The following is a 17928-nucleotide window of genomic DNA, read 5'->3' as shown; positions in this document are numbered from 1 at the left end:
TGGCGCCGCTTTATTTCCATTTAACCGGAATAAAAACAATCGACTTATAGTTGTCTTTCTCGTATAATATACCAACGGTTCTCTTCCCAAGTCGAACAAGATCAGAATAAGCTGCATAACCACCTTTATAAGCAAGAGGGGCCGTGGCAACCCGCTTATTATAAAACCAATGTTGACCATCATCTTTGCTCAAACGTAAGGTCAGGCTGTCGCGGTTCTGCGTAGCTGCCGCATTACAGAAAGCCAGTATCCGATTTCTCTTATCTAAAAAGGAAAGCACACTTCCCTGATTAACCGGATCCGGCAATTGCTTATCATAAAAGGTAGTGTCCCAAGTCGCCCCCCCATCCTTACTGATACTCACGATTCTATTTCGCACCTGTCCCTGCTGGTTACGGGTGTTCATCAAGAGCCTGCCTCCAGTCAACTCAGCCGCCATCGACTCATTCCCCCCTTCAAACGAAACGCTCTCGCCCAGTTTAAACGTCTTCCCATGATCATCCGTATAATAACCATGTGCCCGGTAGTCTTTGAACGCATCTTGTGGCATGCCGGCAGAATGGTTGGCCGCAATAAAGATCCTTCCCTTAAACTTCCCGGCCTCGAGCTGCACCGCATGTCCGGGCGTATTCGCATAACTGCGCCAATCCTCCTTAAAACGGTAAGCAGGATTAAAAGCGGGTTGATTGGGTCGATGCGTCTGCAGTGTAATATTCACAGGTTCAGACCATGTTTGTCCGTGATCCGTGGAAGTAACATACCATACCTCACGTACCCCTTTTCCCCGGCGCACCTCACCCTCATGATTATTACCCGTATTATAAAACAAAAAAATACGGCCTTGCGGATAAGCAGGATCCGTTAAATCCACTACTGGCGCCGGATTGCCCGCTTGTAAATCGCCGTAATCGACCACCTTTTGCAAGGTGTTCCAGGTTTTTCCGTTATCGGCACTCCGTTTCATCACAATGTCGATATCCCCAAAGTCACCCGCATGAGCCACCCTACCCTCGCAAAACGCGAGTAAATCGCCATTTTTAAGTTTAATAATGGCGGGAATCCGATAGCTTTGATATCCTTCCCTTCCAGAAACAAAAACTGCCTTTTCAGCAGTAGTATCTTCCCGCAATCCCTCAATCTTTTCCTTTGCAAAGCTCATCTGCTGCAATAACAGCATACACCAGGCTACCACCATCGATTTCTTGATCATATTCTCTTATTTTATCTTGTTTTACGTAAATATTCATCCAGCAGTAAATAGCAGTACCACTCTTGCCGAGGTAGATGAAAGGGCCCCTTAAACAAATTTCCTTTGGCCGTCTGCGCAAGGCGGCCATCCCGATGAAGATAACCAAACCATTCGCCATGCACCCGATCATGAAAATGTCCATACGCATATTCATGGATCATGCGGTGCCATTGCGCATACTTTTCGTTCCCCGTCATCAAGTAAGCAAGCAAAGTAGCAATGATGGCCTCATTTTGTGGCCACCAGAATTTCATATCCTGCCAATACTCCTGTACCGGTTTACCATATACATCGCTGAAATATAAAATACCACCCTGTTCTTTATCCCATCCCCTTTCCCACATATAATCAAGCATCCTACATCCCAGCTGAATCAATGCCGGATCATTATTCCGGTGTTTCGCCTCATGCAATATAAACCAGGCTCCTTCAATTGCGTGCCCCGGATTTAAGGTCCGGCCATCTATATGATCAATGATACGACCATCAGGTGCCACCTGCTCCATCACACATCGGATATCATCTTTCACAAAATCCGATTCAATTTCACTGATCCAATTACTGATCGCTTGGTCGCAACGTTCATCACCGATAATTCCCCGTAACTGCTGCGCCGTATTCATCATAATCATCGGTACGCCGATACCCTTCGAAGGTCGCGTATTCATAAACTTGGCCGGCAATTGAAGCTCACCGGAAGCATAGCGCAAACAGCTACCGAACAGCGTGCGGGCGTAATCAGCAGCCTCCTTACTCCCGCTTGCTTTGGCGTAAGCGGCTAAAGCAATCACCGCAAAAGTTTCCGAGAAAAAATAACGGCGTTTCCGAATCGGTTCGCCCGATCGGGTCACATGGAAGAACATCCGTCCATCCTGATCAAAGCAATGCTTCATCAAGAAGTCATATCCAAGCTTTGCGCCTTTCAACCATTCTTCTCGCTTTTCTATTGTATTGTAAAGTGTCGCCAGTAACCACGTAGCCCGTCCCTGAATCCAAACCGCCTTGTCATCATCAATTAAACTACCGTCCTGATCGCGCATCAACAGAAAACCACCATTTTCTTCATCATAAGACCGCGGAAACCAAAATGGAACGGTATCATGCAACAGTTGGTTCTTATAAAACTGTTTCAATGCCTTTAGCTCTTCTATCGTGTACATCATGTTATTCAGTTATATCCATGCTAAATGTCGATACCGGCACCCCCTGCTCGCTAACCAGATTCGCGCGTGTGAAAGGCTGCCAGGCATAACGGAGTGCCTTTGGAAAAACACCTTTAGGTACTTCGATCCGTATTATATTATGCTGTATCTCCACCGCTGTGGGTAGCACATTTCCTTTCGTGTCAATCCATTCAAAGCCCTTTACCGGCTTACCGTCAGCCGTTTTCAAGTCGGTGGTAAAATATAGATTCAAAACCGCTCCTCCTCGGTTCATTTCCTTTACTTCAGGTGCATCCGCCAAGATATCCCGACCATAACTATGCGCCAATGCCAAATTGGCCAAACGTTCGCCAACCGGAATCTTGTTGGTCGGATGTACATTCAATGAATCACCAACATCAGCACTGATAGCCATCCACGTATTCGGAATCTCCTGCTGAAGACGCCTTTGTACATCCCTAAAATATGGCCATGCCGGCCGACCTATACTAGTAAGTTGCACATAATAAAAAGGCAGGCTATCCTGATTAAAAAACCGACGCCAACCCTGAATGAAGGTCTTGAAAAGTTTCGTATAAAGCTCCGGATTATGCACATTGCTTTCACCCTGGTACCAAATAACCCCTTTGATCGTAAAATCCTTTAATAGCGCCACACCTGCTTCAAAATTATAGGCCGGTTCGTAAGGGTGCCTTTGCCCGGGATTTGTTGCAAACTTTAAATTCACATCAGCCCTCCCGCGATTCCAGTCCATAATAAAATCAGATTTCCGCCAGTTATTGAGCATATCCACCAGCAGCGGATCATTCTCCAGGCTGCAGCGATCTATCCACGACTCGATCCCCGAGCCACCTACCGCAAGCTGTATCAAGCCAATCGGTACGCCCGTTTCCTGTTGCAATCTGTTACCGAAGACATAGCCAATGGCCGAGAAGCTCGCGGCATCTACCGCGTTCACCCGCTTCCATATGCCGTTAAAATACTGCAATGCGTTCGTCTTCCTGAGATCTTCTTTAGACCAGGCCTTATCACTCGTGGGCGTGGCCCCTTGAAGCTGATACAAGCGTAAATTCATGCTGCTGTCTGCCTGCTGTGCAAGCATCGCTCCCCCTTGGGCAGCCCGCAGCGGAAAAGCCATATTCGATTGCCCGCTACACAACCATACATCACCCACTAAAATGTCCCTTAGCACGATATTTCGATTTTCACTCCGCACAAGCAGCTGATAAGGCCCTCCCGCTTCCCTTGCGCGCAATGATACGGTCCAACACCCGTTCTCGTCGGCTTCTGCCATGCCTTGCTCCTCGCCCAAACGGACTTCCACGCGCTGCCCGGCATTCGCTATTCCATAAATATGAATAGGCCTTTCGCGCTGCAGCACCATATGATCGGCAAATACCCTTGGCAGTTGTAAACCACCGTAATTTCCCGTTATTTTTTTAAAGACCGTTTTGGCAATAATTTCAGCACCCTCTTCATTCGGATGCAGGTTATCCGGAAACAAATCGGGTCGGCTATGCAAAGGTTCCTTTAGGTTGATCAATTGAGCCTGATGTGTTTTGGCAATAAGGGGCAGCAGTTTCTGAATTTGCTTATACCACTCAAAAGTACCCGATTTAAAGCGGGGATGACCGCTAAAAATGGGCGTTAACACGCACACATAAAGCTTTACCTTTGGATTTACCTCCTGTAAGGTATCAAGCAGCCAATGATAATCCCGCTCAAACTGATCCCGGTAATGGGGCCAATTACGCGGATCCGTATCATTCAAGCCGAGATGGACGATGGCGACATCCGGCTTAAAAGCCAATGCATCCAAAAATTCCTGCGTCTTGAAATAAGGATTATGTCCGTTTTTTAATAAGGTTGCCCCACTATGGCCAAAATTACCGACCTGATATTTCGATCCCAGTAACTGCTGTAATTGTGCCGGATACGATTGTACAGAAGGGTCCTGCAAACCATATCCATAAGTAACCGAATTACCCATACAAGCTACCTTCATCACCTCGGTAGCGCCGCTTTTAAACACATACAAGCAGCAGATCATAAAAAAGCAAACACCTTGCTTTATCTTATTCTTCTTGAAAATCATTTGTGGTCGGTTTTAGTAGTGATAATTGCAGGAGTACAACAGCTAAAACAATAAAAGCCAGCACTGCGAAAGCACGCCCCAGATGGCCTGAATCAACAAATCTTCCCAGAAGATCCGTAATAAACGCCCCGGAAAATACCCCCACCATATTCATTAAGCCGTAAGCCGTTGCCCGATGTTTGGTGTCGACGAACTGACAAAGGATCGGCATATTGTTTGCATCGAACATACCGAAGCCCAGGCCAAAACCCAGCGCTGCCAATAGCACAAACAGCAAGCTGTTTCCGAAGCCCAAAAGTAGCAGCGCAGGTACCGTTAAACCCAGTCCGATCGCACTGCAATAAATCCGTCCTTTTATATGCTTATTCACCCAGGCATCCGATAGCATCCCACCAAAAATGACCCCCACAAAAGACGACCCGGCAATTGTAATCGTCGATAAAGGCCCGGCCGCTGCCATTGGGATATTCAGATTATTCGAAAACAAGGTAGGAAGCCAATTCTTCGTAGCCCAACCCGGCAAACTGGGAATGGCAAAATACAGTAAGATCATCCAGAAGGAGCCGTTCCGCAACAAAACCGACAGCCCACTGAAAGGTGTTCTTGTAACGCTAGGTGGCGTCGTTGCCGTGGGTCTATATTCTTTCAATAGCCATACCAGCACCAGCGCATAAGCCATACCGATGTAACCAAAGGTATGAAAAGTAGCCTGCCAGGAGGTATTGCTGGCAATTGTAGCCCCGAAACCTCCCAGTGCCTGCCCGAAATAAAGCCCTGTCATATGTAAGCCTACGGCCAAAGAGCGGGTCCGCTTTTGATGATAATCGGCGATAAGCGAAAGACCGGCAGGAATATACAAAGCTTCACTAACCCCCATAATAGCCCTTAAAACATAAAGCTGATGATAAGTGCTTGCATAGCCCATACCAAATGTGACACCCGACCAAACAAACAAGCTACCAACGATCAACCATTTACGATTCGTTTTGTCGGCTATCATACCCGCAAGGGGACTCATCATACCATAAATCCATAAAAAGACCGCCATGAGATGGCCAAAATTCGTAGCCAGTTTCAGTTCCGTGATGTCAACCTGCATGGCGGGTTTCATCGTGGCCAGCATTTGCCGATCGAGGTAATTCAATAAAGCCACTACCCACAGCAAGGCTACTACTAACCAAGGATAATATTTTTTTCGGTTCATTGCGCGGTGTTTATCATTGGTTTTGTCTATCCATTGATCGTTTATCATTTTAACTTTCCCTTTAACACCAGCGGCGTTCGAATGCCGGCTTTCACCTCCCCGCTCGGTATATATACCTGCCCTCCCCACCATACTGCGGTGGTTGTAACCGGTGCATTTATCGGAAGATCCTCTTTAACCCGCCAAGTATCAGTTAAGCTATTGTATGCCCAAACTTTCCGCCCGAAACCCGGATGTGCGATCTGTATGTTATTCTTTTCGTCGATCAATGCCCGCTTCTTTTCACTATCTTCTTCCACTGCAATTTCGCTCAGCAATCTTTCCACCTTTTTAAACGTAGCGCCCTGATCGCCGCTGAATATCCAAATTTCATCTTCACCCATTGCGAGCCCTGTACCTGCCGATAAAGCTTCTGGTAAAGACGCTTTAGCAATCCATTTTTTTGATTTGATTTGATATTGCCAAACACCCTGATAAAAATCACTCAGTGTCCCTTCATTCCTTTTTCTGCCCCCAATTAAATAGATAGCATCACCCAGACTAAACAAATAAGCGTGGGAAACAGGGTAGGGCAGATTCACTTGCCTTATCCATCCTTTCTCCGGTTGCCGCATATCCAAGGCAAGCAACTGATCAGAAACGCCCTTCTCCAGCTCGCCACCGGCCAAATAAAGGATATCGCCCACAGACGTCATCGCTGCATTGCTTAACCGAAACGGCAGCGGTAGCAGGTTTTTTACTTGAAGGTGTTTGCCCTTCTTCCGGTATTGCAGCAAGAGCGTTTGATCGCTCAATCCTTCCCGATTTTCTCCTCCGGCAATTACCATCCCATCCGCCGTGCTCCAACTCGCACCATAAGCGAGATCAACCGGCAGTTCAACCTGATCCATCAACTCTTCCGCGTTCTTTGTCTTTTTATAAACATAAACCTGCCGGTGATAGGCCTTTACACCCCCCTCCCAAGGCAGTTTGTCCGGAAAATTTGCACCTCCTCCAATTAAAAGCAACGAATCGCACACCCCCACAATGGGGCCGGCCAAACCTGGATGTACCGTCCCCTTAGCTGCGCCAGGTATTGAAAAGGCTACCGACCAATCAAGCTGCCTTTGTTCATGCCGGCCCTTCACCGATATGGCTATTGTCATGAATATAAGAGAAATAATACGATAAAAACCTGTGTTCATTACAAAAAATTGGTGCTCAAGGCAAAACCGACCGGAATTGGTCAAAACCCAGGGCCAGAACATCTTTTCTAAAGCGCTCGGTTTCCTCTTCACCCATATTCTGTACCGGCAAACGAAAACCACCGCAATCGATGCCCACCAATTTCATGTAGGCCTTGCCTGTTGCGATGCCCCCATACTTACCGAGCAATCTAATCATATCGATCGACTGTTGCTGCAACTTTTGTGCGTCCCCAAGCTTAGCCGATTCAAAAGCAGCGATAAGCTTGTGGTAAAGCGGAGCGGCATAATTGAAGGTGCTACCCACCGCACCCTTCGCCCCGAGCACTAAAGCCGATAACATATTTTCATCACGCCCCCAGAGCATATCATATTTACCCGCTGCAAAATGTAAGCAGGTTAAAAAATCCATGAAATCTTCATGCGTGTATTTAATGCCCGCAAAATTGGGTATGTTGCCATCAACGGCCGCTAAAAGATCGGCCATTTGAAAACCAACGCCGGTCAGCACCGGAATATGATAATAATAGAAAGGCATGTCCGGAACCGCAGCAGCCACCGCTGCACAGCAATCCGCAAGCGCCGCTACATGCGGCGGCTTAAAATAATACGGTGCCGTGAAAGAAACCCCATAGAGCCCGAGCCGATAAGCCTCCTTTGCCAATTCCTTGCAGTCGCTCAGGCAGGTACCCCCTAGCAATGCCATTACGTTAAAGTCATTGTCTTCCGCGGTGGTCACCGCCCAAGCCTCCATAACAGCAACCTTTTCGGCAAAGGTCATCGAGGCCCCTTCCCCTGTAGAACCGCAAATAAAAGCACCGGCAACGCCATTGGCTTTCAAAAATCGATAATAATCGGCAATACCCGTTAAATTAAGTGCTCCCGAGGCATGCATCGGTGTAAAAGGAGCAGCAATTAAACCCGCTAAGTGTTTATTCATGTTTGTTATCATTTAATTTCGTACACTCAATCTAAAATTGCGAATAGCCATCAGTCTGCGCGAGCGATCGGTTATTTGTTAAGGTATTCCGATCAATCGGCCAGTATAACTTATACGCATCGGAAGCAGGAAGCCCGGTGTACTTATAAACAAAAGCATCACCAAAACGACGCAAATCATACCAGCGCTTCCCCTCTCCCACAAACTCAAAAAAGCGTTCTTGCAAGATGGCCTCCGCAGGATTAGTGTCCACAAGTTGATTGGGATAGCCGTGTACGGCAGCTTGATAATTACTTCCATAGGCTCTTTGACGGACCTGATTTATTTCGTCGGCCGGATTCTCGCCCAAGATCGCTTTTGCTTCCGCCAGCAACAGAAGTAAATCAGCGTATCGATAAATCGGATAATCATTGGTATAGGCCCTCATTCCTGCATTCTGTTCGCCCTGAAATTTTCTCAGGAAACAACCCGCCATACGGTATTTTCCCTCGTTATCCTTTTCATAGGCCGCCTGGATACTGGTATTTTTTCGCGTATCGTCCTCCTCAAATTTTCTATAGGTCTGTATTTTAGTGGGGGCGCGCAGTATACCGCCATAATTATCGGCCGTTACACTGAATTGCCTGTTTTCAAGCGAATCATAGAAATTCGCAATCAAACCCGTTTGCGGAACAAAATTGCCGATAAACCCTAATGTAGCTTCATTCAGTTGATGCCTGATTACAAAGATCATTTCCGCATTTCCTTTGTTGGCGGCATCAAATACTTCCCTATAGCTTGTTAGTAGGTTCAAAGACAAGTTGCTTTGTACCTCAAGCAGCGCTTGTTTAGCGACCTCCGCGTCTGCTGCCCCTCCCTCGCGGTGTGCGGTCCATAAAAAAACTTCCGCTTTCAGCATCAGCGAAGCAGACTTTGACCAGAACGCTTTGTTGCTTCGGATACTATAATCCGAGCCAAAATGGCTTATCGACGTCTCAATATCCTGCTTCACCAAGTCCAATACTTCATTAGCGGGGCTCGCTTCCTTTGCTAAATTAGCAACATCAATATCCGCTATTGCCTCCGTTTGCAGAATAGCCTTCCCCCAAGAACGATACAATTGAAAATAGTAAAAGGCCCGCATACCATGGGCAATGCCCAAATAATATTGCTTGGTTGCTTCGGTTACAACATTTGTGCTATTCAATTTGCTGATCAATAAATTCAATTGATTGATGTTACTATAGAAATCTCCATAATTACTTACACCGGGGTTATCCAGGTCAAGGTTATGTAACCACATCCGTTCCAGGCCCTGCGAGGCTTCACCGGTAAAGGAGGCTGAGGTACCGGCATCATTTCCAAAAATATCGCCTCTCAGTTCGCCCAGATACATAAAACCTTGCGCATGGTCTCGGAAACGGGTATGCAAACCTGTAACAAAGGCGTCAAATTGATCCGGCGTTTTCCAATAGCTGGCATCGCTGATGGTACTCACCGGTACCAAATCCAGCTTTTTATTGCACGAAGTAAGGCCCGTGGCACCTATGCTGATCGCTATAAGCGATATGATCATTGTAGTTTTCATTTAAATAATTTTTTTTCAATGGCAATGAAGTTGCTATACTATTTTTTACATTCGTTCATTTGATAAAGGATGATCTCACCGATTTATCGCCTTAAAATGAAACCTGAACACCTATGACAAAAGAGCGTGGCGTTGGATACGTACCACTGTATATTCCCGTCGCGAGGTTACTCGCGTTCACCGGCGGCTCAGGCGTCGGGCCCGAAAACCCGGTGATGTAAAACAAATTGTTAGCACTTACATATGCTCTAGCCTGCGAAAGCAAATGCGTTTTTGATAATAGGCTTTTGGGCAGATCGTACGACAAGGTGATTTCACGCAAAGCCAGGTAATCCCCTTTTTCATAGAACCTGGAATTATTACTGTTCAACACCGGGTTTGCGTTATTTCCGCGCGTATAATTCTGTTTCGAACCCGCCACCTGATCGGCAAAATATACTTTTGGAATATCCGTTACCGTATTTGTTGGAGACCAAGCCTGTTTCTGCAGCTCGATGTAATTGAAAGTTCCCTGATAATTTCCCAAGGTCCGCGCTACCAAATCGTTATAGATGGTATGTCCCAACGCAAACTCCCAGTTCGTAAATAAGCTCAGGGCTTTATAGCTTAAATTGGTTGTAAATCCCCCCGTCCATTTCGGATTAATATTACCGATATAGACCTGATCGCGCGAATCGATGATATTATTGCCATCTACATCCAGCCAGTTTACGTCGCCCGGTGTGATGCGTCCATTCGGCCCGGCCGGCAAATTAGGTCCGGTAATCCCGGCAATAGCATCGGTTCGATTACCGGCCAACTGTTGCACCTCTTGTTCATCCTTAAAAATAGAAACCTGTTTATAGGCATAAATGTCGCCCATCGATTGCCCCTCCTGATAACCACCGACCCAAACGACCTGACCTGATTTCGGATCATAGACCTGTAAGCCGCCCTGGCGATTATGCTCGTTGCCATTATAGGGTAATTCTAAAATTTTGTTCTTAACAAAAGCCGCATTGATACCCACATTCAGGTTAATACCTTCCGGCTTACGCAGTAGCTGCGCATTCAAAGCAAACTCATATCCTTTATTTTGTAAGGTACCCAGGTTGGTGGTAATCGAAGAAAACCCGATATAACTTGGAAGAGACAAATCGGTCAACAAGTTACTCGTCCGGCGATCGTAATAATCGAACAACAGCGTTATTCTATTATCGAATAGCCCCAGATCCAATCCTAGCCCTGTCGTTTTACTCTTCTCCCAGGCCAAGTTGCTATTAACCGGTTCGGTGTTTAAGTAACCCGCCACACCGTTATAGTTGGTCTGCAGGCTATAGGTTCCCTGCACTTCGTACCTGCCCAGCCCCGAAATATTCCCGTTCTCACCATAACTCACCCTAGGTTTGAAGGTCGAGATATATTTCGATAGGGCCGATGCTGCAAAAAAGTGTTCCTGATGCATATTCCAACCCGCTGAAATCCCCGGAAAGAATCCGGTACGATTTCCGGCCGCTAAGCTGGACGCCGCATCCAAGCGATAGACCGCATTAATTAAATACTTACCGTCAAAGTCATAGGCCAGGCGGCCCAAAGAAGATATAATGCGGTATTCCGACTGCGTGCTGGTGTTATCTCCCGGTACAAAAACCGTCGAGGCATTTACCGTAGGTATATCATCGGTTGGTGCATTTTTTCCGTACACCTGCATGTAATCCGTTTTTACATTGTAGTATTCCGCCCCAACCATGGCATTGAAATTATGCTTATCGTTAAAGGTTTTGGTATAATTGAACAGGCCATTGAACTGCGTCTGAAAATCCCGATTCAAGTTTCGGTAAGCATCTCTGGAAGTACTACCGATAGATGGTGGATCCGAAAAGATGTTAGCATAGGTTTGTGTAGACTTCTGAAAGGACTCATTAAACTGCTCGAGCATATAAGCATTGGCAGTAGCTTTAAAATAGAAGCCGGGAAGAATGTCCCATTTCAACGAGCCATTTACAATGACGCGATTGGTTTCATTTTTTCGGGAGATACGTGATAACCAATACAAGGGGTTCCCGTCATTAACCCCATTCCCGGGGTTCGGTAAAGTCTTCGCTTCATCGAGCCAGGGATTGAACGTTGGCCAAATGGCCAGCGTCCGATATAGCGCATTTACTTCTGACCCCGCAACACCATACTGAGAGGAAGTAGATAGCGTAACACCCGTAGACACCTCCAAATTAGGTTTTATTTTGTACGAGCCATTTACGTCTGCCGAGTAGCGTTTATAATCCGAACCCACAATCACCCCTTTTTCATTATAGGCATCAAAGGAGGCAAAATACTTACCCCGTTCATTCCCGCCCGTAACATTGACATAATGATCCTGCGTTGTGGTGTTTCTGAATAAAATATCCTCCACCTCACCACCGTGATCTTTATAAATAATTTGGCCGCCGTATGGGTCATCCAGCACAGCCCAGCCCTCGTTTACAAGATAGTTAAGCTCCGGTGTATACCGCCGAATATCAAAAGTCGCTAAATTAGCCGGATCAGTCAGCAGTCCAAGCCCACGGGAGCTATTCACTTGTGCCTCCGTTCTGTTCGCATTCAAATAACCCAAACGCGTGTAGTAGATATAGTCACCGGCATTCATATATCGATAACCGTTTCTCCGTTGATTAAATCCACCGGTAAACTTATACGTGATCTGCGCCGTACCGGCCTTACCCGTTTTCGTAGTCACCAATAAAACCCCATTATTTGCCCTGGCGCCATAAATCGCGGTGGCCGAAGCATCTTTCAATAACTCCATCGACTCGATATTCTCTGAAGCAATATCATTTAAATCGCGTATAACCCCATCAACCACAACCAAGGGCCCTCCCGGATTATTGATGGAGGCGCCACCTCGTAGACGCAACATCGGAGCAGCACCCGGTTGCCCGGTTTTATTAACTACTTGTAAACCCGGCACAGCACCCTGCAAGGCCGAAGCTACGTTTGCGCGCGGTACATTTTCAAGTACTTTTTTATCCAATTTAGCAATGGAACCGGTGATGTTCGATCGGCTCTGTGTTCCATAACCTACCACCACCACTTCATCCATTGTTTGCACATTCACTTCAAGGCTAATGCGGAGCCGGGTTTCTTTCCCCACAATAATTTCCTTTGGCGTGTAGCCCGTATAGGTTACCATCAGCACATCCTGCGGTTCCGCATCTAAACTAAACTTCCCCTCCAGATCGCTCTGTACCGCTGTTCCCGTTGATTTGCGCGTAATGGTAACGCCCGGCAAGACTTCGTTCGTTGTTGCATCAACAACCTGACCGACAATCCGTTTCGTCTGTGCATACGCTTGCTCATAGCCCACTATCAGCGTACATAGTATCGCTACAAGGTGGATTTTTAAGTTTACTCTCATAATTACTAGTTCAGGTATAAAAGTATTAAGTATTACATAATGCACAAATATAGAGATTAAAAAAATAATATGCAAGAAAAAAACAAGTATATGTATAACATAATAACGATTGCAATTCATTATCTTTGTTGCAAGTTTAGCATAACACCCTATGAGCAGTAAAAGCACAATCTCAGAGCAATTTGGCACATTAGACACTTCCAGTCTGGTCGATCGAGTAGAAATGAAGATTATCGACTTATTTATTAATAAGGGCTTGAAAGTTGGGGATGCGCTTCCAAAAGAAGTGGAGCTCGCTGAAATTTTGGGCGTGAGCCGCACGGTTATCCGCGAAGCGATGTTGCGGCTGCGCATGGTAGGACTGATCGATTCGAAAAAGCATCGTGGTGCTGTGCTCACCAATCCGGACTTGCTCTCACCTTTAAAAAAATCGCTCCATCCGAGCATATTAGCTGAGAAAACCTTACGGGATTTATTTGAAATGCGCTTGGTGCTGGAGGTTGGTATGGCGGACTTACTATTTGAACGTATTACGGATACCGACCTGGAAGAATTGGACAAAATTGTTGCCAATGAGCCCTTGAATCCGGACGCGACCCTATTTAATATTATAGATGAAATCGCTTTTCACGGGAAGCTCTATGAAATATCAGGCAATCAAATGCTGAAAGATTTCCAGCATATGCTTTTACCGGTGTTTCAATATGTACATACGAGCGGCTTATTAACCAAAGCCTCTCAATCGAAAACATTCATTTCGCATCGGGGTTTGGTTGACATTTTAAAAGTTGGTAATCCCGAGGTATTCCGGAATGCCATGCGAAAGCATCTTGATAATCATTTCGCTCGCCTTTTCGCCCGTAGCTAAGTTTTCTATAAATTAATTTTATCTTCATTTTGCACTATGACAGTGCATTTTTTATAACATTTTGCACTATCATAGTGCAATGTACCCTTTTATAAAGAGGCCGTTCTCGGTTTGCCGATATCGAATGAGATCATGCAATCAAACCTATCCGTCCACAAATGAACAGCGAGTGTTCAATATCGAACAGTTACACCACCAATCAATAGCTTATACAACACAAAATCAGTCATTTACATTTTTGGCTTAGTTGATGATAGCCTTCTGCTAAACACCGGAAATCGGTCGCGGAATATAAACGCTATGATCAAAAACTATTTGAAAACCACCTGGCGCAACCTGGTTAAAAGCAAAGGGTATAGCGCTATCAATATCGGGGGACTTGCCGTGGGGATGGCCGTCGTCATGCTGATCGGTTTATGGGTATATGACGAACTCACGTACAATAGCTACCACAAAAACTATGATCGCATCGCACAAGTGATGCAACATGCCAATTTTAACGGTAAAATAGGTACACAGAGCGCCAACCCTGCATTGATGGGCCCGGAATTACGGGCTAAATACGGAAATGATTTCAAATATGTGGTACAGGCATCCTGGTATTACAACCCTTTGCTCTCTGTGGGCGACAAACATATCAGCCAAGAAGGCATCTATTTCGAAGAAGACGCCCCTGAAATGCTCAGTTTGCAAATGCTGAAGGGAACACGTGCCGGCTTACATGATCCGCATTCCATTTTACTATCCGCCTCTGCGGCCCAAGCCCTATTTGGCGAGGAAGATCCCATGGGAAAAACCTTGAGGGTAGACCGCAGCCAAGAGGTGAAGGTAACCGGTGTTTATGAAGACCTACCCAACAACAGCTCTTTCAATAAGGTAAAAGTTATCCTGCCCTGGTCTTTATGGATCATTCAAAACCCCTGGGTCAACAAAATGGAAAAACCATGGGGCAGCAACTTCAGCCAAACCTTTGTGCAGCTTACCGAACAGGGCGATATGGAGAATATTTCCCGTAAAATCAAACATGTAAAGTCAGATAAGGTAGGGAAAGACGAAGCGAAAACTAACTGGGTGGTTTTCTTGCACCCATGCGTAAATGGAATTTGTATAATGAATTCCGCAATGGTATCAATACCGGGGGGAGTATCCAGTACGTACGATTGTTTAGCCTCATCGGCGGCTTTGTGTTGCTATTGGCCTGCATTAATTTCATGAACCTGACGACCGCACGAAGTGAAAAGCGCGCCAAGGAAGTGGGCATCCGTAAAACCGTCGGCTCGCATCGCCTGCAACTTATCGGCAGGTTCTTTGCAGAATCGTATATCACCGTGCTGATCGCTTTTGTACTCTCCTTGCTATTAGTCATCTTATTCCTACCTTCTTTTAATGAGGTGGCCGACAAAAAAATCGAAATCCCTTGGCTCAACCCCCTATTCTGGTGCACCAGCCTGGCCTTTATAGTCATCACCGGCTTATTGGCCGGTAGCTATCCGGCGTTCTATTTGTCATCGTTCCAACCCTTGAAAGTACTGAAAGGGACATTCAAAGTTGGCCGATTTGCTTCGGTGCCGCGCCAAGTACTCGTGGTTGTACAGTTTACGGTTTCCATTATGCTGATCATCGGTACCATTATCGTCTATCAGCAAATTCAGCATGCCAAAAGCCGACCGGTCGGTTATACCAAAAAGGGATTGATAAACCTGCCCCTCGAAGGTGAACTGAGACAACATTTTGAAGCCTTCAGAACAGACCTGAAAAACGCCGGTGCCATTGAAGAAATGGCCGGTTGTCAGCTCCTTACCGGGGTATGGAATAGCAACGGCGGTTTTGATTGGGAAGGCAAAGACCCCGATTTGGCGACCGACTTTCCGAACAACTCGGTATCCGTTGATTTTGGTAAAACCGTGCAATGGCAAATAAAGGCGGGGAGAGATTTTTCAAAAGCATTCGCTACCGATTCCATGGCTTTTATCATCAATGAATCCGCCGCCAGGTTTATGGGATTTAAAGATCCTGTCGGGAAAACAATCCGACAAGGCGGTGAGCGTTTCACCATTATAGGTGTCGTGAACGATATCCTGCAGGAATCACCTTTCTTTCCGGTACGCCCCACGCTCTATCATCTCGATTCGTATGATGCTATGGTGAATATCGTACTGAAACTAAACCCCAAACAGAACGCGGGACGATCCATTAGCGCCATTGAAGGTGTTTGGAAAAAATACGTGGAAGACGTACCCTTTAATTACTCCTTTGTGGACGAAGCATTCGGAGACAAATTCAAGGTAGAAGAACGCATCGGGAAGCTTTCTTCTTACTTTGCCGTACTGGCCATCTTCATCTCCTGTCTGGGACTTTTCGGCATGGCCAGTTTTGTGGCCGAGCAACGGACGAAAGAAATCGGCATCCGCAAAGTATTAGGCGCCAGCGTCGCTAACTTACTGCAATTGCTTTCCAAAGAGTTCATCCTGTTGGTAAGCACTTCCTGCATCATCGCCGTGCCCGTCGCGTGGTATTACCTTAGCCAGTGGCTTAACAATTATGATTACCGTGTTCACATCAGCTGGCTTGTTTTTCTCGTAGCGGCTGTACTGGCGCTGGTGATCACCCTGCTCACTGTTGGCTTTCAAGCCATTAAAGCAGCAACCGCCAATCCGGTGAGGAGTTTACGAAATGAGTAAATTCCCTTTCTATTCACTATATTTATCATAGAATACGAAAACGGACGCAGGCTACCCCTATAATGAAAATTACAACGTACATACCTACGGCTCAATTAACGCCATTTATCAAAGATTATAAAATCATTGAAAGCCAGTATGATACAACCAACCAAGTGGTACCTAATGCCTCATTTGCTTTAGCTTTTCGTCTTAGCGGCCAAATATCGTATATAAACAACGACCGCTCCGTCGATTTACCAAACATCGCCTTGTCAGGATTGCGAAAGTCCGTTCGGTTTATCCATTATAAGAAAAACTCAGGCACCCTTATTGTCTCATTCAGTGAACAGGGCCTGTCTGCCTTTTTCAGACAACCGCTTTACAACTTATTTGAGCAGACCGTTCCCTTAGACCATTATATACCACCCGCCACGCTAGCACTTGTGGAAGAGCGCCTAGCCGAAATGAGCAACAACCAATTGAGAATCGCCTGCATGGAGGAATTTTTAATCTCCATACTGATTAACCGTACGCCCGATCTATTGGTAACAGAAGCGATCCATAAAATCCATTCAACAAGGGGAAATATCCGAATAAAGGAGCTTGCTGCGGCTTTATGCATCAGCCAAGACGCCTTCGAAAAGCGGTTTAGAAAAGTAACAGGAGCTTCTCCTAAACAATTTTCGCAGATTATAAAAATGAACGCTATTGTTCATCAACCTAATCCGGCATCGCTTCTTGACCTGGTCTTTGAAAACGGTTATTACGATCAACCCCATTTCAACCGGGATTTCAAGCTATTTACCGGGCAAACACCCACTGATTTTTTCAAATCACCTTCTTTTTGGTAATCAATGATTTTTTACAAGGATTGCTTTTTCCAACGCGCCATCTTTGCATAAAAAAAGTATATGAAACTAGGTCTATTAGCCGTCTTTGCAGGCCTGGCATTGATAAGTTACAGAACCTTCAATCAGTCAGCCCAAGCATTGACGTTAACCGCAAAACACCAGGAAATGAAACAATTCAGTTTATTAGTACGTGTACCCGAAACCTATAGTGAAGCGCAGGTTAAATCGGCAGGTGTGCAATGGAACAATTTGATTGAGCAATGGAAAGCAGCAGGCATATATGTGCTCAGCTTTGCTTTTCCCGGAGAAAGCTACACTGTATCAGGTACCGGAGGGGAAACCGTAAAAAAAGAAAGCGTGCTTTCCGGCAATCTTCGTGTTGTAAGCCAGGTTGTACTACGTGCTGCAAGTATAGAGCAAGCCCTGGAGCTCGCCAAATCCGTCCCGGTTTTGTTATATGGCGGAACGGTAGAAGTACGGGAAATCCCTAAACCCATTCAACCGGCAGGATAAAAATCCATAAGCGTGCTATTTTGCACTCTCACAGTGCATTTTTTACTGAAATTTGCACTATTACAGTGCAAAATAGCTATCTTTGTGAAAATTAACTGCTATGGAGAAATTATTGGAATATTTTCATAAGCTTTTACAGGCTATTGATACAAGCTTTCTTCGCTATACCTATGCAGAAATAAATTGGGAAAGCCGAATGATCGGCCTTACCGGACCGCGAGGCGTCGGTAAGACTACGCT

Annotated in this window: 13 protein-coding genes; 5 read left to right on the top strand and 8 right to left on the bottom strand. The window is 45.9% G+C overall.

The window, feature by feature from the left end; all coding sequences use genetic code 11:
* Window positions 1-10: 10 nt before the first annotated feature.
* From E0E36_RS05460 to E0E36_RS05425, 8 genes are all read right to left on the bottom strand, one after another.
* Window positions 11-1210 carry a sialidase family protein gene (locus E0E36_RS05460; protein ID WP_130855044.1) on the bottom strand — a complete coding sequence of 400 codons (1200 nt, stop codon included), beginning with the start codon at window positions 1208-1210 and terminating at the stop codon, window positions 11-13.
* An 11-nt stretch (window positions 1211-1221) separates the two neighbouring features.
* Entirely contained in the window at window positions 1222-2412 is a 1191-nt protein-coding gene (locus tag E0E36_RS05455; protein WP_130855043.1) for an AGE family epimerase/isomerase, read from the bottom strand.
* A gap of 1 nt (window position 2413) precedes the next feature.
* On the bottom strand, window positions 2414-4507 hold the full coding sequence (locus E0E36_RS05450; RefSeq protein WP_130855042.1) for a GDSL-type esterase/lipase family protein: 2094 nt from the start codon (window positions 4505-4507) through the stop codon (window positions 2414-2416).
* On the bottom strand, window positions 4488-5711 hold the full coding sequence (locus E0E36_RS05445) for an MFS transporter (protein WP_130855041.1): 1224 nt from the start codon (window positions 5709-5711) through the stop codon (window positions 4488-4490). The genes E0E36_RS05450 and E0E36_RS05445 overlap by 20 nt, the downstream gene beginning before the upstream one ends.
* A 44-nt stretch (window positions 5712-5755) precedes the next feature.
* A complete protein-coding gene (locus E0E36_RS05440) occupies window positions 5756-6895 on the bottom strand; it encodes a hypothetical protein (protein WP_130855040.1) in 1140 nt (379 codons plus the stop codon).
* Window positions 6896-6911: 16 nt separating this feature from the next.
* Window positions 6912-7835, bottom strand: a complete 924-nt coding sequence (locus E0E36_RS05435) for a dihydrodipicolinate synthase family protein (RefSeq protein WP_130855039.1) — start codon at window positions 7833-7835, stop codon at window positions 6912-6914.
* 31 nt (window positions 7836-7866) lie between these two features.
* Window positions 7867-9402: a SusD family outer membrane lipoprotein NanU gene (gene nanU, locus E0E36_RS05430; RefSeq protein WP_207303722.1), complete on the bottom strand. Its 1536-nt coding sequence runs from the start codon at window positions 9400-9402 to the stop codon at window positions 7867-7869.
* Between the two features lie 91 nt (window positions 9403-9493).
* The gene (locus tag E0E36_RS05425; RefSeq protein WP_130855038.1) at window positions 9494-12793 is read right to left on the bottom strand and encodes a SusC/RagA family TonB-linked outer membrane protein; all 3300 of its coding nucleotides are present in this window, start codon (window positions 12791-12793) and stop codon (window positions 9494-9496) included.
* Window positions 12794-12944: 151 nt separating this feature from the next.
* On the opposite strand from E0E36_RS05425, the gene E0E36_RS05420 reads away from it, so the two are divergent.
* The 5 genes from E0E36_RS05420 (at window position 12945) to E0E36_RS05405 (ending at window position 17688) form a co-directional block, all read left to right on the top strand.
* Window positions 12945-13661 carry a FadR/GntR family transcriptional regulator gene (locus tag E0E36_RS05420; protein ID WP_130855037.1) on the top strand — a complete coding sequence of 239 codons (717 nt, stop codon included), beginning with the start codon at window positions 12945-12947 and terminating at the stop codon, window positions 13659-13661.
* Between the two features lie 300 nt (window positions 13662-13961).
* On the top strand, window positions 13962-14876 hold the full coding sequence (locus E0E36_RS27985) for an ABC transporter permease (RefSeq protein ID WP_242627130.1): 915 nt from the start codon (window positions 13962-13964) through the stop codon (window positions 14874-14876).
* Window positions 14873-16342: an ABC transporter permease gene (locus E0E36_RS27980; RefSeq protein WP_242627129.1), complete on the top strand. Its 1470-nt coding sequence runs from the start codon at window positions 14873-14875 to the stop codon at window positions 16340-16342. The genes E0E36_RS27985 and E0E36_RS27980 overlap by 4 nt, the downstream gene beginning before the upstream one ends.
* 62 nt (window positions 16343-16404) lie before the next feature.
* Window positions 16405-17175 (top strand): helix-turn-helix domain-containing protein, encoded by a 771-nt coding sequence (locus tag E0E36_RS05410; RefSeq protein WP_130855036.1) that lies wholly within the window; start codon window positions 16405-16407, stop codon window positions 17173-17175.
* 60 nt (window positions 17176-17235) lie between these two features.
* Window positions 17236-17688, top strand: a complete 453-nt coding sequence (locus E0E36_RS05405) for a YciI family protein (protein ID WP_130855035.1) — start codon at window positions 17236-17238, stop codon at window positions 17686-17688.
* The last annotated feature ends 240 nt before the right edge of the window (window positions 17689-17928 follow it).

This window comes from Olivibacter jilunii (assembly GCF_900607235.1).
Lineage (GTDB): Bacteria > Bacteroidota > Bacteroidia > Sphingobacteriales > Sphingobacteriaceae > Olivibacter > Olivibacter oleidegradans.
Note: the sequence above shows the minus strand (reverse complement) of the source record. Positions and strands in the feature narration are given on the sequence as shown.